20 protein-coding genes and 2 other annotated features are annotated in these 18,439 nt (G+C 39.1%); all 20 genes read left to right on the top strand.

What is annotated here, in order from left to right; all coding sequences use genetic code 11:
* Window positions 1-22 precede the first annotated feature (22 nt).
* Window positions 23-1,393 carry a DNA repair protein RadA gene (radA, locus tag LDK52_RS00360; protein WP_277583966.1) on the top strand — a complete coding sequence of 457 codons (1,371 nt, stop codon included), beginning with the start codon at window positions 23-25 and terminating at the stop codon, window positions 1,391-1,393.
* A gap of 197 nt (window positions 1,394-1,590) precedes the next feature.
* A complete protein-coding gene (locus LDK52_RS00355) occupies window positions 1,591-2,679 on the top strand; it encodes a PIN/TRAM domain-containing protein (RefSeq protein WP_277583965.1) in 1,089 nt (362 codons plus the stop codon).
* Between the two features lie 66 nt (window positions 2,680-2,745).
* Complete coding sequence (ispD, locus tag LDK52_RS00350) at window positions 2,746-3,438, top strand: 2-C-methyl-D-erythritol 4-phosphate cytidylyltransferase (RefSeq protein WP_277583964.1); 693 nt, start codon at window positions 2,746-2,748, stop codon at window positions 3,436-3,438.
* Between the two features lies 1 nt (window position 3,439).
* On the top strand, window positions 3,440-3,919 hold the full coding sequence (ispF, locus tag LDK52_RS00345; protein WP_277583963.1) for a 2-C-methyl-D-erythritol 2,4-cyclodiphosphate synthase: 480 nt from the start codon (window positions 3,440-3,442) through the stop codon (window positions 3,917-3,919).
* A gap of 129 nt (window positions 3,920-4,048) precedes the next feature.
* Window positions 4,049-5,512, top strand: coding sequence for a glutamate--tRNA ligase (gene gltX, locus LDK52_RS00340; RefSeq protein WP_277583962.1), 1,464 nt, complete (start codon window positions 4,049-4,051; stop codon window positions 5,510-5,512).
* 60 nt (window positions 5,513-5,572) lie between these two features.
* Window positions 5,573-5,790 (top strand) — a binding site (T-box leader).
* Between the two features lie 53 nt (window positions 5,791-5,843).
* The gene (gene cysE, locus LDK52_RS00335; RefSeq protein WP_277583961.1) at window positions 5,844-6,500 is read left to right on the top strand and encodes a serine O-acetyltransferase; all 657 of its coding nucleotides are present in this window, start codon (window positions 5,844-5,846) and stop codon (window positions 6,498-6,500) included.
* Window positions 6,497-7,897 (top strand): cysteine--tRNA ligase, encoded by a 1,401-nt coding sequence (gene cysS / locus LDK52_RS00330; RefSeq protein ID WP_277583960.1) that lies wholly within the window; start codon window positions 6,497-6,499, stop codon window positions 7,895-7,897. Before cysE ends, cysS begins: the two co-directional genes overlap by 4 nt.
* Before the next feature lie 4 nt (window positions 7,898-7,901).
* A complete protein-coding gene (locus LDK52_RS00325) occupies window positions 7,902-8,324 on the top strand; it encodes a Mini-ribonuclease 3 (protein ID WP_407081770.1) in 423 nt (140 codons plus the stop codon).
* Complete coding sequence (rlmB, locus tag LDK52_RS00320; RefSeq protein WP_277583959.1) at window positions 8,321-9,091, top strand: 23S rRNA (guanosine(2251)-2'-O)-methyltransferase RlmB; 771 nt, start codon at window positions 8,321-8,323, stop codon at window positions 9,089-9,091. The genes LDK52_RS00325 and rlmB overlap by 4 nt, the downstream gene beginning before the upstream one ends.
* A gap of 4 nt (window positions 9,092-9,095) precedes the next feature.
* Window positions 9,096-9,605: an NYN domain-containing protein gene (locus tag LDK52_RS00315; RefSeq protein WP_277583958.1), complete on the top strand. Its 510-nt coding sequence runs from the start codon at window positions 9,096-9,098 to the stop codon at window positions 9,603-9,605.
* Between the two features lie 68 nt (window positions 9,606-9,673).
* Window positions 9,674-10,315 carry an RNA polymerase sporulation sigma factor SigH gene (gene sigH, locus LDK52_RS00310; protein WP_277583957.1) on the top strand — a complete coding sequence of 214 codons (642 nt, stop codon included), beginning with the start codon at window positions 9,674-9,676 and terminating at the stop codon, window positions 10,313-10,315.
* A 74-nt stretch (window positions 10,316-10,389) separates the two neighbouring features.
* The gene (rpmG, locus tag LDK52_RS00305) at window positions 10,390-10,536 is read left to right on the top strand and encodes a 50S ribosomal protein L33 (RefSeq protein ID WP_277583956.1); all 147 of its coding nucleotides are present in this window, start codon (window positions 10,390-10,392) and stop codon (window positions 10,534-10,536) included.
* A gap of 43 nt (window positions 10,537-10,579) precedes the next feature.
* Window positions 10,580-10,765, top strand: coding sequence for a preprotein translocase subunit SecE (secE, locus tag LDK52_RS00300; protein ID WP_277583955.1), 186 nt, complete (start codon window positions 10,580-10,582; stop codon window positions 10,763-10,765).
* 102 nt (window positions 10,766-10,867) lie between these two features.
* Window positions 10,868-11,401, top strand: a complete 534-nt coding sequence (nusG, locus tag LDK52_RS00295; RefSeq protein ID WP_277583954.1) for a transcription termination/antitermination protein NusG — start codon at window positions 10,868-10,870, stop codon at window positions 11,399-11,401.
* A 171-nt stretch (window positions 11,402-11,572) separates the two neighbouring features.
* Entirely contained in the window at window positions 11,573-11,998 is a 426-nt protein-coding gene (rplK, locus tag LDK52_RS00290) for a 50S ribosomal protein L11 (protein ID WP_277583953.1), read from the top strand.
* Window positions 11,999-12,125: 127 nt separating this feature from the next.
* Window positions 12,126-12,821, top strand: a complete 696-nt coding sequence (gene rplA / locus LDK52_RS00285) for a 50S ribosomal protein L1 (RefSeq protein WP_277583952.1) — start codon at window positions 12,126-12,128, stop codon at window positions 12,819-12,821.
* 39 nt (window positions 12,822-12,860) lie between these two features.
* Window positions 12,861-13,004: a sequence feature (ribosomal protein L10 leader region), on the top strand.
* Window positions 13,005-13,036: 32 nt separating this feature from the next.
* A complete protein-coding gene (gene rplJ / locus LDK52_RS00280) occupies window positions 13,037-13,537 on the top strand; it encodes a 50S ribosomal protein L10 (protein ID WP_277583951.1) in 501 nt (166 codons plus the stop codon).
* 70 nt (window positions 13,538-13,607) lie between these two features.
* On the top strand, window positions 13,608-13,970 hold the full coding sequence (gene rplL, locus LDK52_RS00275) for a 50S ribosomal protein L7/L12 (protein WP_277583950.1): 363 nt from the start codon (window positions 13,608-13,610) through the stop codon (window positions 13,968-13,970).
* A 77-nt stretch (window positions 13,971-14,047) separates the two neighbouring features.
* Entirely contained in the window at window positions 14,048-14,668 is a 621-nt protein-coding gene (locus LDK52_RS00270) for a class I SAM-dependent methyltransferase (protein WP_277583949.1), read from the top strand.
* Between the two features lie 209 nt (window positions 14,669-14,877).
* Window positions 14,878-18,435 carry a DNA-directed RNA polymerase subunit beta gene (rpoB, locus tag LDK52_RS00265; RefSeq protein ID WP_479687882.1) on the top strand — a complete coding sequence of 1,186 codons (3,558 nt, stop codon included), beginning with the start codon at window positions 14,878-14,880 and terminating at the stop codon, window positions 18,433-18,435.
* Window positions 18,436-18,439: the final 4 nt, after the last annotated feature.

Raw genomic sequence — 18,439 nt, 5'->3', positions numbered from 1 at the left:
TTTATACATAGTAGGAGGTATTATGGCTAAAAAGAAAACGAAATTTATGTGTAACTCATGCGGTTATGAATCTGCAAAATGGATGGGAAGATGTCCAGGATGCGGGGAATGGAACACCCTAGTTGAGGAAATCGAAATAGTTTCCAAAGGTCCGAGACGTTCCTTTCAGCATTCGGATGGAGTAGTGCAGAAGGCTACCCCAATTATTTCTGTTGTAACAGCTGATGAACCACGGGTAACAACAGACTTTGCTGAATTTAACCGTGTTCTAGGTGGAGGTATTGTACCGGGGTCGCTCATATTAATAGGGGGAGATCCGGGTATAGGGAAGTCTACTCTTCTTTTACAGGTCTCTGCCTTACTTGCCAATAAAGGAGAGCGAGTATTATATATTTCTGGGGAGGAATCCATCCGTCAGACGAAGCTACGTGCAGAACGTTTAGGGGTAACCTCGGCTGAGCTTTATGTTTATGCTGAAACTAATTTAGAACTAATAAACGAAACAATCGACAGCGTGGCACCTAAATTTGTCGTAGTGGATTCTATTCAAACTGTTCATCATCCAGAAGTAACTAGTGCACCTGGTAGTGTATCGCAAGTTCGAGAATGTACAGCAGAGCTGATGCGAATAGCCAAAACAAAAAATGTAGCAATCTTCTTAGTGGGACATGTGACAAAAGAAGGTCAAATTGCAGGTCCACGTATACTAGAACATATGGTAGACACCGTTTTGTACTTTGAAGGAGAACGTCACCATACGTATCGTATTTTAAGATCTCAGAAGAACCGTTTTGGCTCTACGAATGAAATTGCCATTTTTGAAATGGTTCAATCTGGATTAAAAGAAGTACTGAATCCATCTGAATTATTTTTGCAGGAGAGATCTCATGGGGCGGCAGGTTCCGCAATTGTTGCCTCTATGGAAGGTACTAGACCTATTTTAGTAGAGATTCAAGCGCTATTGACACAGTCTAGCTTTAATTATCCGAAACGTATGGCTACTGGCATTGATCAAAATCGTGTTTCATTATTAATGGCGGTACTGGAAAAACGCATGGGGTTACTGCTCCAAACGCAAGATGCTTATATAAAAGTGGCGGGAGGGGTAAAATTAGACGAACCTGCAATCGATTTAGCCGTCCTAGTAAGTATCGTATCTAGTTTCCGAGATACAGGGGTTACACCGACAGACTGTTTTATCGGTGAAATTGGTTTAACTGGAGAAGTGAGAAGGGTGTCTAGGATTGAACAGCGTGTGCAAGAGGCTGCCAAGCTAGGCTTTAAAAGAGCAATTATTCCCGCTTCTAATTTAGGTGGTTGGGATTATCCCAAAGGTATTCAAATTATAGGAATTGAAACAGTTAACGAAGGGATGAAAGAGGCATTTTCTTAATAAAAACCTGAGTAAATGTTTTACCGTCTAGTTTCAGTGCCCAGCCCTTCGCGTGCTTTAGAATTGTAATAAAGGCAGAGAACACCTATATTACAATTCTTTTGTCACTTGAAAGGGCTTGAATGGGCATCTGTGCTTGTCTGATTAGACTTATTGTGAAAGATGGAAGTATAATAAAATAAATGGAGGTGGCATACTTGTTAAAATGGATTATTCAAATTGCTTTTGTGTTAATAGGTGGAACATTGGGTTTACTATTCTTACCGCACTTATACGAGCTTTTTAATTTATCTAACAACCCTTGGATTCACAATCCGTATATATCTGTTTTAATTGGAGCGATTTTGTTATATGTTACTGCGTTATTCATGACCGACTACTTAGTTAACTTTATCAAGTGGATGGAAGAACGGTTATTAAAAGCGCCAATTGGAGACTTGCTATTCGGAACGCTAGGTCTAGTTATTGGATTAATCGTTGCCTTTTTCCTTGGTTCTGCGGTTAATAATTTCGCTATACTGGGTATTGGATCGGTTGTGCAGGTATTATTGTCTATCGTTTTGGGATACTTAGGTTTCCAAGTCGGTTTTAAAAAGCGAGACGAGCTTCTTCAAGTTTTTACTCCTTCCAAACAGAATAGCAGTAAAAAGAAAACGGTGGATGAGGATAACCAAGAATTGAGTCTAGGAACATATAAATTGTTAGATACTAGTGTTATTATAGATGGCCGTATCGCTGATATTTCGGTAACAGGATTTATCGAAGGAGTTTTTGTCGTTCCTCAATTCGTTTTGACTGAGTTACAGCATATTGCCGATTCTTCAGATACGCTTAAGCGTACAAGAGGACGCCGGGGATTAGATGTCCTTAAAAAACTACAAACGGAACGAGCTTCTGCCGTGTTAATCGTGGAAGAAGACTTTGAAGACATCCAAGAGGTCGATTTAAAACTAGTTCGTCTAGCTAAAAAGATGAATGGGATCGTTGTAACGAATGACTTCAATCTAAACAAAGTTTGTGACCTACATCAAGTACGGGTTTTAAATATTAATGACTTAGCTAATGCGGTAAAACCTGTCGTTATTCCCGGGGAAATAATGCATGTTGTTGTTATTAAGGATGGTAAAGAACACAATCAGGGCGTCGCATATCTAGATGATGGAACAATGATTGTTGTGGAAGGCGGTAAAGCATATATTGGACAGGCTATAAATGTAGAGGTGACAAGTGTACTTCAAACGTCGGCTGGTCGGATGATATTTGCAAAACCACAAGACTCGAAATAACGAAGAGGGGTTGTTTCCTTTGCAAAAGGAATACGCCCTTTTTCTATGTGATGGAGGTTCATTAACATGGAATATACTGTTTTATTGCCAGCTGCAGGAAGTGGAAAACGAATGGGTGCTAGTCAAAATAAGTTATTTTTAGAACTGCGTAATATTCCTATTTTGATACATACTTTACGAGTATTCGACAGAGATCCTAATTGTGAACAAATAGTATTGGCCGTGAAAAAGGAGGAACAAATATTCATTGAACAGTTACTAAATGAATATCGCATTACAAAAGTTGCTGCAATTGTAGAGGGTGGTGACGAGCGTCAGCATAGTGTATATGCTGCATTAAAAGCTGTTACATCTAAAGGGATAATACTCGTTCATGATGCTGCACGGCCATTTATTCATCAGGAAGTAATCCAACAATTAGCCGAAGTTGCAAATGCTACTGGAGCAGCGGTTGCAGCGGTCCGGGCAAAAGATACGATGAAAAAAGTGGATAATGGTATAATTCAAGAAACGGTCGATCGGGAAAGTTTATGGATCATTCAAACGCCCCAAGCATTTCATTATGCATTATTAGAAAAAGCAGAAAGATTAGCGAAAGCTGAAGACTTTCTTGGGACAGATGAAGCAATGCTTGTAGAAAGATTAGGAGAGCAAGTTCATATTGTTGAAAGTACCTATGATAATGTGAAAATGACAACGGGTGAAGATCTTCTTTACGGAGAGGCTATATTAAATAAGCGGGAGCAGGAGGAACAATAAGATGATGCGAATTGGACAAGGATTTGATGTACATGAGTTTGCGGATAACCGTCCGTTAATAATAGGGGGTATCGAGATTCCTTACGAACGAGGGTTAATTGGTCACTCAGATGCAGATGTACTTCTACATACAATTACAGATGCGGCCTTGGGAGCGATTGGAGAAGGGGATATCGGCAAACATTTCCCAGATACAGACCCAGATTTTAAAGATGCAGATTCAGCAAAGCTACTGGAGCATATTTGGAAACTAGTAGATGCTCGTGGATATAAATTAGGGAATATTGATTGTACAATTATTGCGCAAAAGCCTAAAATGGCCCCATATATCGAAACGATTCGTACGCGTGTAGCTGAGTTACTTCAAGCAGATGTTTCTCAGATAAATGTAAAAGCTACAACAACTGAGAGACTTGGATTTACAGGTCGCGAAGAAGGAATAGCTTCAATGGCGACCATATTGCTTCTAAAGAAGGACTAACTTTAAAAAACATATAGGCAATGGTAGAATGAATAAAGTTTACACATAATTCGGCAAGCTCAATTCAAAGTCTGGATACAAACTTTCCAAGGCGAATTTGAATTGAATGAAAACTAGGAGGAAATACTTATGACACAAGAAGTTCGCGTACGCTACGCGCCAAGTCCAACAGGATTTTTGCATATTGGAGGAGCACGCACAGCATTATTTAACTACCTATATGCACGTCACCATAATGGTAAATTTATCGTTCGTATTGAAGATACCGATATTGAGCGTAATGTAGAAGGTGGCGAGTCATCGCAACTTGAAAACTTAAAGTGGTTAGGAATCGACTATGATGAATCTGTAGATATTGGTGGGCCTTATGCGCCTTATCGTCAAATGGAACGTCTAGATATATATACAAAGCATGCAGAAGAAATGTTGGAAAAAGGACATGCCTATAAATGTTTCTGTTCTTCAGAAGAGCTAGAAGTGGAACGTGAAGTACAAAAAGAAAAAGGTATTGCAGCTCCTATGTACAATGGTAAATGTCGTCATTTGTCGAAAGAAGAAGTACAAGCAAAAGTAGACGCAGGGCAAGGCTACACGGTTCGTATGTGTGTACCAGAAAATGTGACGTATACATTTGAAGACTTAGTTCGTGGGTCGGTTACTTTTGAATCTAAAGACGTTGGTGACTGGGTGCTAGTGAAAGCTAATGGGATTCCAACTTATAACTACGCGGTAGTATTAGATGATCACTTTATGGAAATCTCTCATGTATTCCGCGGGGAAGAACATTTATCAAATACACCAAAACAATTAATGGTCTTTGATGCATTCGACTGGGCCTATCCTAAATACGGTCACATGACATTAATCATCAATGAAAATCGTAAAAAACTTTCAAAACGTGATGAGTCAATCATCCAATTTATTACACAATACAAAGATCTTGGTTATTTACCGGAAGCGATGTTTAATTTCTTTGCATTATTAGGTTGGTCTCCTGAAGGGGAAGATGAAATCTTCACTAAAGAGGAATTCATTAAAACATTCGATGTGTCACGTCTTTCTAAATCACCATCGATGTTCGACAAACAAAAACTTACTTGGATGAACAACCAATATATTAAACAGCTTCCACTTGAAAAAGTAGTAGAGCTAGCACTACCACATTTACAAAAAGCAGATTTACTACCAACAGAACTATCAGAAGACAAACTTACATGGGCAACAAAGCTTATTGCGCTTTACCATGATCAAATGAGTTTTGGCGCTGAAATCGTCGAATTATCTTCATTATTCTTTGATCACGAAATTGCATATACTGAAGAAGCGACAGAAGTGTTAGCTGGAGAGCAAGTTCCTGAAGTAATGGCTGCATTTAAAGCGCATCTAGAGGGATTAGAAACATTTGAAGCGACTGAGATTAAAGCTTCCATTAAAGCAGTGCAAAAAGAAACAGGACATAAAGGGAAAAACCTTTTCATGCCAATTCGTGTAGTAACAACTGGTCAAATGCACGGTCCAGAATTAGCGGATGCAATCAGTTTGATCGGTAAAGAGATAGTAATCGCTCGCGTTGCCAAATTTGCAAAACAATAAGATTGACTTTCCCCTAACTAGGTGTGAAAATGGTGTTACAAATTCGAAAACAAAATGAATAGCAAAGCGAAGACGAGGAGAAGTAAGTAACGCACGTTCTTTAGAGAGGACCATCACCGGCTGAAAGTGGTCTGAGCCCATGAGTTACTGAATTGCACCTTTGAGCGTCATGCCGAACTTTTAAGTAGGCTGAACGAATCATCTGCGTTAAAGATGATAAGTGGGAAAGTATTCGTACTTTCCAATCAGAGTGGAACCGCGCTAATTGCGTCTCTGTCTATATTTATAGACAGAGACTTTTTTTATGTGGAAAAAGGAAGGGGGCAATTTTGTGTTCAAACGGATGAAAGAGGATATTGCAGTAGTATTTGAACAAGATCCAGCAGCAAATAGCAAACTAGAGGTAGTATTAACATACGCAGGCCTACATGCAATTTGGAGTCACCGTATTGCACACGCATTATTTAAAAAGAATTTCTTTTTCTTAGCGCGTGTCGTGTCACAAGTTAGTAGATTTTTTACAGGTATCGAAATTCACCCAGGGGCAACAATTGGGAGAAGATTTTTTATCGACCATGGTTCAGGTGTTGTCATCGGAGAAACGTGTGAAATTGGAGATGATTGCACGATCTACCAAGGTGTCACACTAGGTGGTACCGGGAAAGAAAAAGGCAAGAGACATCCCACTCTTCACAATAATGTGCTAGTTGCTACAGGAGCAAAAGTATTAGGATCGATTACAATTGGCGAAAATAGCAAAGTTGGAGCAGGGTCGGTTGTATTAAAAGATGTACCCACGAATTCAACTGTTGTTGGTATTCCAGGTGTAGTCGTAATTCAAAATGGTGTAAAGGTGAAGCGGAACCTTGATCATCAGGACCTACCTGATCCGTTTGCTGATCGATGTAGAGAAATGGAAGCTAGAATAGAAGTGCTTCATAAAGAAATCGACCGTTTAACGAAAGAAAAGGAGAGAAATTGGTCATGACAATCCAAATTTTTAATACATTAAAGCGTGAAAAAGAACCATTTATTCCACTTGAAGAAGGCAAGGTCAAAATGTATGTATGTGGACCAACTGTTTATAATTATATTCATATAGGAAACGCCCGACCTGTAATTGTATATGATACGGTAAGAAAGTATCTGCAATATCGTGGGTATGATGTCACATACGTTTCTAACTTCACAGATGTGGATGACAAAATTATTAAAGCGGCAAATGAATTGGGAGAAGAGGTCTCCGAGCTTACAGAACGTTTTATTAGCGCCTATTTTGCAGATGTGGAGGCACTTGGTTGTAATCGAGCAGATTCACATCCCCGCGTAACCGATCATATGGATCAAATTATTGAATTTATAAAAGTATTAGAGGAAAAAGACTATGCATACGAATCACAAGGAGACGTATATTACCGGACGAGAAAATTTGATGGATATGGTAAGCTTTCTCATCAATCTGTAGACGATTTAAAAGTCGGAGCAAGAATTGAAACAGGCGTGAAAAAAGAAGATGCATTAGATTTCGCACTTTGGAAAGCAGCAAAACCAGGAGAAATCTATTGGGAAAGTCCTTGGGGGAAAGGTCGTCCAGGATGGCATATAGAATGCTCTGTGATGGCGCGCGAAATACTAGGAGATACGATTGATATTCATGCAGGAGGACAGGATTTAACCTTCCCACACCATGAAAATGAAATTGCGCAGTCAGAAGCTAGAACCGGTAAGACATTTGCGAGATATTGGATGCATAATGGATATATAAATATAGACAACGAAAAAATGTCGAAATCACTCGGAAATTTTGTATTAGTGAATGATATTCGTCAGCAAATCGACCCGCAAATTCTACGTCTTTTCATGCTAAGTGTTCATTATCGAAACCCGATTAACTACTCAAAAGAATTGGTGGAGCAAGCGGAAGCAGGTTTGGATCGTATACAAACTGCTTATGATAACTTAGTTCATCGCTTGAGTACGACTGCGAACTTAGGAGATCACGATGATATTTGGTTACAAAAAATTGCTGATGTAAAAGTACAATTTGAAACAGCGATGGATGATGACTTCAATACAGCAAATGGAGTCGCAGCTATTTTTGAGTTGTCGAAACTTGCGAATACGTATTTACAAGAAAAGCAAACTACTGAAGCTATATTGAAACAATTTATCTCCGTTATGGATGTACTAACGGCTATCCTTGGACTAACGTTTGCTAAGGAAAAAGAAGTGTTGGATGAAGAAATTGATGCATTAATTGAAGAACGTAATCAGGCACGAAAGGATCGTAACTTTGCCCGTGCCGATGAAATTAGAGATCAATTAAAAGAGCTAAATATTATTTTAGAAGATACTGCACAGGGTATCCGATGGAAAAGAGGATAAACTTGTGGGAAATTTTAAAATATCCGATGTAAAACAATTAAATTCTTTAGCGCTGGCCTATATGGGTGATGCTGTTTTCGAACAAGTTGTTCGGGAACACCTCATCCGCTCAGGGCGGGTTCGACCAAATATTTTACACAAAGAAGCTACTAGCTATGTATCGGCAAAAGCACAAGCAATGATTGTAAGAGAAATGCTAGATAAAGAGTTTCTTTCAGAAGATGAACAAGCAATCCTTCGAAGAGGGCGTAATGCAAAGTCAGGGTCAGTCCCAAAAAACACAGATGTTATTACTTATCATCATAGTACAGCGTTTGAAGCGGTCGTTGGGAGTCTATACTTGAGTGATCAAACGGAGCGTTTACAAGAAGTGTTACAGTTTTCGATCAGCTTTATCGATGAACAGAAAGGGGCGCAAAATAAATGATAGAGAAAAACGATCAAACAGAGCAAACTGGAGAACTTATCGCGGGTAAAAATCCAGTAGTCGAAGCCCTACGTGCGGGTAGAGATATGAACAAGGTTTGGCTTGCGGAAGGTATTCAAAAAAGCGGCGTAAAAGAAATTATCCAATTAGCTAAAGATGCTGGAATAATTGTGCAGTTCGTACCAAACAAAAAGCTAGATAACTTAACCGATGCAAACCACCAGGGGATAGTAGCTTCCGTCGCCGCTTACCGTTACGCGGAATTAGACGATTTATTTGATCTTGCAGCTAGTAAACAAGAGGATCCTCTTTTCATTATTTTAGATGAACTTGAAGATCCTCATAATCTTGGCTCTATTATGCGAACTGCTGATGCGGTAGGGGCGCACGGAATTATTATTCCGAAAAGAAGAGCAGTAGGCCTTACAGCGGTAGTTGCAAAAGCATCCACGGGAGCAATTGAACATATTCCAGTCTACCGTGCGGTTAACTTGGCACAAACGGTCGATGAGCTTAAAGAGCGTGGTGTTTGGATTGCGGGAACGGACGCAACGAAGTCTACTGATTATCGAAATATGGATGCGACACTTCCACTTGCCCTTATTATTGGTAGTGAAGGAAAAGGAATGAGTCGACTGTTAAAAGAAAAATGTGATTTTCTTTACTATTTGCCAATGGTCGGTCATGTAACGAGTCTGAATGCATCGGTAGCGGCCTCGGTTTTGTTATATGAAATATGGCGCGTAAGAAATCCTTTAAAAGGGTAAGAAGATGCAAATTCTACTTGTCGATGGATATAATATCATCGGCGCATGGAGCGAGTTAAGGGAATTAAAGGAAGTAAAGTTACTAGAAGCTAGAGACCGCTTGATTGAGCTGATGGCAGAATACAAAGCATATACAGGTGTCCGAGTGATTGTGGTCTTTGATGCGCACTTAGTACCTGGAATTGAAAATAAACAGAAACGATACGACGTAGAAGTTATTTATACGAGAAAAAATGAAATTGCAGATGAACGTATTGAAAAGTTAACGAAAGAATTGAGTAGTAGAAGAGTTCAAATTTACGTAGCTACATCCGATCTGACCGAGCAGCGGATTATATTTGGTCAAGGGGCACTAAGAAAATCAGCAAGAGAATTGGAAATAGAGATGTTGACAATTTCCTCCAAGATAACAAAAAAAGTGAAGAGTATTCAAGATGATAAGCCCGTTTCTAATATTCCATTAACAGCAGAAATTGCCGAAATTTTCGAAAAATGGCGACGGGGAATGAAATGATTCATTGACGCTATAAAATTCCTTCCTGTATACTTGGAATAATATTCTTGTTAGCTGAGGTGACTTCATTGGAAAAGACAGAGCAGAATCTACAATTAGATAGTTTACTAGATGAAGAGCTTGTGGAGTTAGTTCATCAAGGAAACACTGAAGCGCTAGATTTTTTAATAACAAAGTACCGTTCTTTTGTCCGTATGAAAGGGAGATCATACTTTTTAATAGGGGCCGATAAAGAAGATATCCTTCAAGAAGGCATGATCGGATTGTATAAGGCGATTAGGGATTTTAGAGAAGAGAAACTTACTTCTTTTCGAGGGTTTGCAGAATTATGTATTACTCGACAAATAATAACCGCTATTAAAACTGCTACCCGTCAAAAACATATTCCGCTAAATTCCTATGTCTCATTGGACAAACCTATATATGATGAGGAATCTGATCGAACATTGATGGATATGATTGCTGGGTCGGTTATAGATGATCCTGAGGAATTAATCATCAATCGAGAAGACTTTGATTACATGGAAGGTAAGATGGCCGAGATACTAAGTGAGCTTGAAAAGCAGGTACTCGCTTTATATTTAGATGGTCAATCTTATCAAGAGATTTCCATAGAATTGAATCGTCATGTAAAATCAATTGACAATGCACTGCAACGAGTGAAGCGTAAACTAGAACGCTATATGGAGATTGGTAGTCATTATGCATAACTGGGATTTTGTTGACATGATCTGTGTAAGATGATAATCTTTAAAAAGACTTATACACTAAAAAAGGTGATAATATGGCAAAGAAGACTGTGTTAAGCTGTGTTCAATGTGGCAACCGTAACTATACGATTCCTGCATCTAAAGAGAGTGAAATTCGAATTGAACGTAAAAAGTATTGTTCATATTGCAATGCACATACACTTCATAAACAAACAGTGTGAATAGGAAAGTAACATAGATATTTTGTGTGGGGGTTTAGCTAAAATGGCTAATGTTGGTGGTTTTTTTAAGAATGTAATGAGTGAAATGAGAAAAGTAAGTTGGCCTAGACGTAAAGAGCTTACTAAATATACTGTAATTGTAATTGCTACTGTCGTAGCGGCAGCAATATTTTTTACTGTAGTAGATTTAGGTATCTCTGAGTTGTTCCGTTGGTATTTAGCGTTATAATAAGTAGCATGTAAATATTTGAAAATAGCCCGTCTTATTAAACGAACGGGTTTTTTTATTTGTCTTGAGAAAAGGAGGCGACGGACGATTAGTCCTGACACTATGGAAAAAAATTGGTATGTTGTTCATACGTACTCTGGGTATGAAAACAAAGTAAAAGCAAACTTAGAAAAACGAGTAGAAACAATGGGTATGTCGGATAAAATATTCCGTGTATACATACCTGAACAAGAGGAAACGGATTTTAAAGACGGCAAAAAACGTGTCGTTGTTAGAAAAACATTTCCTGGATATGTTTTTGTAGAACTTATCATGACAGACGATGCTTGGTATGTAGTTAGAAATACACCGGGTGTAACTGGATTCCTTGGTTCTTCTGGTGGCGGAACAAAACCAACGCCTTTAGCTCCGGAAGAAGTACAATCTATGCTGAAACAAATGGGAGACGCTGATCGTGTCGTAGAAGTAGACTTTACGGTTGGAGAATTGGTTGAAGTATTAGAAGGCCCATTTGCCCACTTCCAAGGTAAAGTAGAAGTGATTGACATAGATAAAGGTAAAGTAACTGTTTCTATAGATATGTTCGGTCGCGAAACTAATATGGAACTAGATTTCGAACAAGTCATTAAAATATAATTTGTGTTTCCACTTGCTAAAGTTTGAAATTAGTGATATCATTTCAAAGGTCAGACTGAAAATGGGTCTGTATTAATTTTTCTAATGTTATCAGCGCAGAGCTGAGAGGCAGATATTTGAGTGGGAGGGGCAACCCAATTACCACATCACGGACTTAAGGAGGTGTGTCTCGTGGCTAAAAAAGTGATTAAAGTTGTTAAATTACAAATTCCTGCTGGTAAAGCAAATCCAGCACCGCCGGTTGGTCCAGCATTGGGTCAAGCAGGTGTTAACATCATGGGATTCTGTAAGGAGTTCAACGCACGTACTGCTGATCAAGCAGGTCTAATCATTCCGGTTGAAATTTCTGTATTTGAAGATCGTTCATTTACTTTCATTACAAAAACTCCGCCGGCAGCAGTGTTACTTAAAGTAGCAGCAGGAATTCAATCTGGATCAGGTGAACCAAACCGCGTAAAAGTGGCGACAGTGAAACGTGAAACAGTTCGCGAAATCGCAGAACAAAAAATGCCAGATTTAAACGCAGCATCTGTTGAAGCAGCTATGTTAATGGTTGAAGGTACTGCACGTAGCATGGGTATTACGATCGAAGACTAATACTTGATGTGCATTTTGATATGACGCATTGTTTTTTGGGAGGTTGTAGTTGTTCATAAAGGATAACTACAACCTTTACACGTGGGAGGTTTATTCCGCTAAAACCACTTCAAGGAGGACATTTATAATGGCTAACAAAGGTAAAAAGTTACAAGAATCAGTTAAATTAGTAGAAGCTACAAAATTATACTCAGCTAAAGAAGCTGTTGAGCTTGCAAAAAAAACAAGCACAGTTAACTTCGATGCAACTGTAGAAGTTGCTTTCCGTTTAGGGGTCGATACTCGTAAGAATGACCAACAAATCCGTGGAGCAGTAGTTCTTCCAAACGGAACTGGTAAAACTCAACGCGTATTAGTATTCGCTAAAGGTGAAAAGCTAAAAGAAGCAGAAGCTGCTGGAGCAGATTATGTGGGTGATACTGAATTTATTAACAAAATCCAACAAGGATGGTTTGACTTCGATGTAATCGTTGCTACACCTGACATGATGGGTGAAGTTGGTAAAATTGGTCGTGTACTTGGACCAAAAGGTTTAATGCCAAACCCTAAAACTGGTACAGTTACATTTGATGTAACAAAAGCTATCGAAGAGATTAAAGCTGGTAAAGTAGAATACCGTGCTGACAAAGCAGGGATCATTCACGCTCCTATCGGTAAAGTTTCTTTTGAAGACGACAAATTAGTAGAAAACTTCTTAGCTGTATTTGAAGTAATTCAAAAAGCTAAGCCAGCTGCATCTAAAGGGATTTATATGAAGTCGGTTAATATCACGACTACTATGGGACCAGCTGTAAAAGTTGATGCTCAATCAATTAAAAAATAATTGACAATTTAAGATCTGTCTGTTAAGATGATTTTTGTTGTTAAATATACATTTGTACCGAAGACAGTAGGAGCGGAAAATTGCTTAATTTCCTACCGAGGACAAGTAAATTCAGATTCTTTTAAGATGATGACTTTCTGCCTCTGTGTCTATTCGTAGATCAGAGGCTTTTCTTTTGTCGGTATAAATGGCCAATTCTTATAGGAGGTGCCAAGATGAACAAAGCAATCGAAACAAAAAAAGTGCAAGTTCAAGAAATTGCTGAAAAGTTTAAAGCAGCTGCTTCCGTAGTAGTTGTTGACTATCGCGGTTTGAACGTTGCGCAAGTAACAGAACTACGTAAACAACTTCGTGAAGCTGGAGTGGAATTCAAAGTTTATAAAAACTCCCTTACACGCCGTGCAACTGAAGTTGCAGGAGTTGACGGGATTAACGAAAGCCTTGTTGGTCCAAACGCAGTAGCATTTTCTTACGAAGACGTAATTGCGCCAGCTAAAATCATTAATGATTTTGCTAAAAAGAACGAAAAACTTGAGATTAAAGTTGGAATCATCGAAGGAACTGTAGCATCTGCTGAAGATGTGAAAGCATTAGCAGAACTTCCATCACGCGAAGGACTACTTTCTATGCTTCTTTCAGTACTTCAAGCTCCAATGCGCAACTTTGCGCTTGCAACAAAAGCTGTTGCAGAACAAAAAGAAGAACAAGGCGCATAATTTATTACGCGGCTTAAATACTACAAACAGGCTTGTAGCCTAAAATTATCCATAATAGGAGGAAAATAAAATGAATAACGAACAAATCTTAGAAGCTATCAAATCAATGACAGTTCTTGAATTAAACGACTTAGTAAAAGCAATTGAAGAAGAATTCGGTGTTACTGCTGCTGCTCCAATGGCAATGGCTGCTGGTGGCGGAGCTGCTGCTGAAGAAGAAAAAACTGAGTTTGATGTAATCCTTACATCTGCTGGAGATCAAAAAATCAAAGTAATCAAAGCGGTTCGTGAAATCACTGGTCTTGGATTGAAAGAAGCTAAAGAATTAGTTGACAACGCTCCTAAAGCAGTAAAAGAAGCAGTTTCTAAAGACGAAGCAGAAGCTTTCAAAACACAACTTGAAGAAGTTGGCGCAGGCGTAGAAGTTAAGTAATTTTTGTACAATTCGAAGAAAAAAGCTCGTCAGTAAACGACGGGCTTTTCTTCGTATGTATTATGGAGGGTGATTTGGTGTCTGATCATTATTACTCTAGGAAACCTCAAACGGAAAGTAAACCGCGCTATTGGAATTTTACATTGCTCGGGCATAATTTTCGGTTTGAAACAGATGCTGGTGTATTTAGTAAGAGCGAAGTAGATTTTGGCTCCCGTGTATTAATCGATGCTTTTGAAGCGCCAGATCTAGAAGGTTCAATTTTAGATATAGGTTGTGGATATGGGCCGATAGGTCTCTCTATTGCAAAAGTAAATGAGGGAAGAACAGTTCATTTGGTAGATGTTAACACACGTGCAATCCAACTTGCAGAAAAAAATGCTGCTGCTAACGGGATACAAAATGTACGAATCTATGAAAGTGATGGATTGTCAGCGGTTGACACTGCGAACTTTGCGGCTATTATAACTAATCCACCGATTCGTGCTGGAAAAGAAACTATTTTCCGTTTCTATGATGAATCCTATGAAAAGTTAGTTTCAAAGGGAGAATTGTGGGTTGTGATTCAAAAGAAACAAGGGGCACCATCAACTTTTAGTTATTTAGAAGAGATTTTTGGTCAAGTAGATGTTGTAGATAAGCTTAGAGGTTATTGGATTATCAAAGCTACAAAGATTGACTTGACAAAATCGCTATGATATTATAAGAAAATGCAAAATTATTATTTTGAGGACGTATGCCCTTTTGAATAAAAATAATAGAAATGGGTATACTGGCCGAGAAAAAGTTTGGTTAATCGAAAATGAGCTCTTGTTAAGAACTCGTTTTCTTTTTGTCTTTCGATATCATACACCAAAATGTTCATATCGAAAAGACCTAATATCGCTTTAATTGAGGGGTGAATGAGTTGACAGGTCAACTAGTTCAATACGGACAACACCGCCAGCGCAGAAGTTTTGCGCGTATTAGTGAGGTGCTGGAACTTCCGAATCTGATCGAAATTCAGACGGTATCTTATGAATGGTTCCTTGAGGAAGGTTTACGTGAAATGTTTAAGGATATTTCACCAATCGAGGACTTTACAGGCAATTTATCACTTGAATTTGTCGACTATAGTTTAAATGAACCGAAGTATTCGGTCGACGAATCGAAAGAACGTGACACAACATACGCAGCACCACTACGCGTAAAAGTACGTCTCCATAACAAAGAAACGGACGAAGTGAAGGAACAAGATGTATTTATGGGTGATTTCCCATTAATGACTGAAACTGGAACTTTCGTTATAAACGGAGCTGAGCGCGTAATCGTATCTCAGTTAGTCCGCTCACCAAGTGTTTACTTCCATGATAAAACAGACAAAAACGGTAAAAAAGGTTTTGGGTCGACAGTTATTCCAAACCGTGGTGCTTGGTTAGAATATGAAATCGATGCAAAAGACGTAGTCTATGTTCGTATAGATCGTACACGTAAATTACCAGTTACTGTTTTACTTCGCGCATTAGGCTTTGGTACAGATCAAGAAATCATCGATTTAATCGGTGACAATGAATATTTACGTAACACGCTAGAAAAAGATAATACAGAAACGTCTGAAAAAGCGTTACTGGAAATCTATGAGCGTCTACGTCCAGGTGAACCACCAACAGTGGAAAGTGCAAAGAGCTTGCTATACTCTCGCTTCTTTGACCCAAAACGCTATGATTTAGCGAATGTTGGTCGTTACAAAATGAATAAAAAACTGGATATTAAAAACCGTTTATTTAATCAAACAATAGCTGAAACGCTAGTGGATCCGGAAACGGGAGAGATTTTAGTAGAAACTGGTACGTTAATTGATCGTCGTGTACTAGATCGTCTAATTCCTCATCTTGAAAAAGGCATCGGCTTCAAAACGTTATCTCAAGTAGGTGGTGTTTTAGATGACGATATTACAATCCAAATGATTAAAATTTATGCTCCAAATGATGAAGAACAAAAAGAAGTTAACGTTATAAGTAACGCGTATGTGGAAACAGAAGTAAAAAATATTACGCCAGCTGATATCGTTTCATCTGTTGGATACTTCTTTAACCTTTTGTTCAACGTTGGGAACACAGATGATATCGATCATCTAGGAAACCGTCGTTTACGTTCTGTAGGTGAGTTACTACAAAACCAGTTCCGTATTGGCCTTTCACGTATGGAGCGTGTGGTACGCGAGCGTATGTCTATTAACGATACGCAATCCATTGTCCCACAACAATTAATCAATATACGTCCAGTTATTGCATCTATCAAAGAATTCTTTGGTAGCTCTCAATTATCTCAGTTCATGGATCAAACAAATCCACTTGCTGAGTTGACACATAAACGCCGTCTATCGGCGCTTGGACCCGGTGGTTTAACACGTGAGCGTGCTGGATTTGAAGTACGTGACGTCCACTACTCTCACTATGGTCGTATGTGTCCAATTGAAACACCTGAGGGACCAAACATCGGGCTTATTAACTCGCTTTCTAGTTTTGCGAAAGTGAATAAATTTGGATTTATTGAAACACCATATCGCCGTGTTGACCCGGAGACTGGGTTAGTTACATCACGTATCGACTATTTAACTGCGGATGAAGAGGATAACTATGTGGTAGCACAAGCGAACTCTCCATTATCTGATGAAGGAGCATTCCTTAAAGAAGAAGTAGTAGGTCGTTTCCGTGGAGATAATACCGTGTTTAGAAAAGATCAAATTGACTATATGGACGTTTCGCCGAAACAAGTTGTTTCTGCCGCAACAGCATGTATTCCGTTCTTGGAAAACGATGACTCCAACCGTGCTCTTATGGGAGCGAACATGCAACGTCAAGCTGTTCCATTATTAAATCCAGAAGCTCCATTCGTTGGAACTGGTATGGAGCATGTGAATGCTCGTGACTCAGGAGCTGCAGTTATTGCAAAATACGATGGTATTGTTGAACATGTTGAAGCAAAAGAAATTCGTGTTAGACGTATTGAAGAAGTGGATGGAAAAGAAGTTAAAGGAGATTTAACATCTTATAAAATTCATAAATTTGAACGTTCGAATCATGGTACATCTATAAATCAACGTCCAATTGTAAAAATTGGTGATCGTGTTAAACCTCTGGATATGCTTGCAGATGGTCCTTCTATGGAACAAGGAGAGCTTGCTTTAGGACGTAATGTACTAGTAGCTTTCATGACGTGGGATGGATACAACTATGAAGATGCCGTTATTATGAGTGAACGTCTAGTGAAAGATGATGTATATACTTCGGTGCATATTGAAGAGTATGAGTCAGAATCACGTGATACAAAACTTGGACCAGAGGAAATTACGAGAGATATTCCAAATGTCGGAGAAGATGCATTACGCAACTTGGACGACCGTGGAATTATCCGTATTGGTGCGGAAGTTCGTGACGGAGACATTCTTGTTGGGAAAGTAACGCCTAAAGGTGTTACCGAACTTACAGCTGAAGAACGTTTACTACACGCAATCTTCGGTGAAAAAGCTCGTGAAGTTCGTGATACTTCTCTTCGCGTACCTCATGGTGCCGGTGGGATTGTATTAGACGTAAAAGTATTTAATCGCGAAGATGGCGATGAGTTATCTCCAGGTGTTAACCAATTAGTTCGTGCTTATATCGTTCAAAAACGTAAAATCTCCGTTGGGGATAAAATGGCAGGGCGTCATGGTAACAAAGGGGTTATCTCGCGTATTCTTCCTGAAGAAGATATGCCATTCCTTCCAGACGGCACACCAGTAGATGTCATGTTAAATCCACTTGGGGTACCTTCTCGTATGAACATCGGGCAAGTCTTAGAGCTTCACTTAGGTATGGCTTCTAAAATCCTTGGTATTCATATGGCATCACCAGTATTTGATGGTGCTAACGAAGAAGATGTTTGGAGCACAATGGAAGAAGCAGGTCTTAATCGTGACGGTAAAACAATCCTTTATGATGGACGGTCAGGTGAACCATTTGATAACCGTGTATCTGTAGGGGTTATGTATATGATTAAACTTGCGCATATGGTAGATGATAAGTTACATGCTCGCTCTACTGGACCTTATTCACTCGTTACGCAACAGCCTCTTGGAGGGAAAGCGCAATTTGGTGGTCAGCGTTTCGGGGAGATGGAAGTGTGGGCACTAGAAGCTTATGGTGCTGCTTATACGTTACAAGAAATTTTAACAGTAAAATCCGATGACGTTGTGGGACGTGTGAAAACATACGAAGCAATCGTAAAAGGTGAAAGTGTACCAGAGCCTGGAGTTCCTGAATCATTCAAAGTATTGATCAAAGAACTACAAAGTTTAGGTATGGATGTTAAGATGCTTTCAATCGATGAAGAAGAAATTGAGCTTCGTGATTTAGATGAAGACGATGATATTCCAGCAGCTGATGCACTTGGTATTTTACCAATCGCAACAGAGCAAGAACCCGTTACTACAGTAGAAAAATAAGAAA

Origin of the sequence: Psychrobacillus antarcticus (assembly GCF_029533155.1) — a bacterium.
In the GTDB taxonomy this organism is placed as follows: Bacteria; Bacillota; Bacilli; order Bacillales_A; family Planococcaceae; genus Psychrobacillus; species Psychrobacillus antarcticus.
The sequence above is the reverse complement of the archived record's forward strand: the minus strand, read 5'-3'. Positions and strand labels throughout refer to the sequence as shown.

Coding starts and splice junctions, on each gene's coding strand:
- rplL (WP_277583950.1), top strand. CDS start 13,608: ATGAATAACGAACAAATCTTAGAAGCTATCAAATCAATGACAGTTCTT.
- rplA (WP_277583952.1), top strand. CDS start 12,126: ATGGCTAACAAAGGTAAAAAGTTACAAGAATCAGTTAAATTAGTAGAA.
- gltX (WP_277583962.1), top strand. CDS start 4,049: ATGACACAAGAAGTTCGCGTACGCTACGCGCCAAGTCCAACAGGATTT.
- rlmB (WP_277583959.1), top strand. CDS start 8,321: ATGATAGAGAAAAACGATCAAACAGAGCAAACTGGAGAACTTATCGCG.
- rpmG (WP_277583956.1), top strand. CDS start 10,390: ATGGCAAAGAAGACTGTGTTAAGCTGTGTTCAATGTGGCAACCGTAAC.
- cysS (WP_277583960.1), top strand. CDS start 6,497: ATGACAATCCAAATTTTTAATACATTAAAGCGTGAAAAAGAACCATTT.
- LDK52_RS00315 (WP_277583958.1), top strand. CDS start 9,096: ATGCAAATTCTACTTGTCGATGGATATAATATCATCGGCGCATGGAGC.
- ispF (WP_277583963.1), top strand. CDS start 3,440: ATGATGCGAATTGGACAAGGATTTGATGTACATGAGTTTGCGGATAAC.
- rplJ (WP_277583951.1), top strand. CDS start 13,037: ATGAACAAAGCAATCGAAACAAAAAAAGTGCAAGTTCAAGAAATTGCT.
- ispD (WP_277583964.1), top strand. CDS start 2,746: ATGGAATATACTGTTTTATTGCCAGCTGCAGGAAGTGGAAAACGAATG.
- radA (WP_277583966.1), top strand. CDS start 23: ATGGCTAAAAAGAAAACGAAATTTATGTGTAACTCATGCGGTTATGAA.
- secE (WP_277583955.1), top strand. CDS start 10,580: ATGGCTAATGTTGGTGGTTTTTTTAAGAATGTAATGAGTGAAATGAGA.
- nusG (WP_277583954.1), top strand. CDS start 10,868: ATGGAAAAAAATTGGTATGTTGTTCATACGTACTCTGGGTATGAAAAC.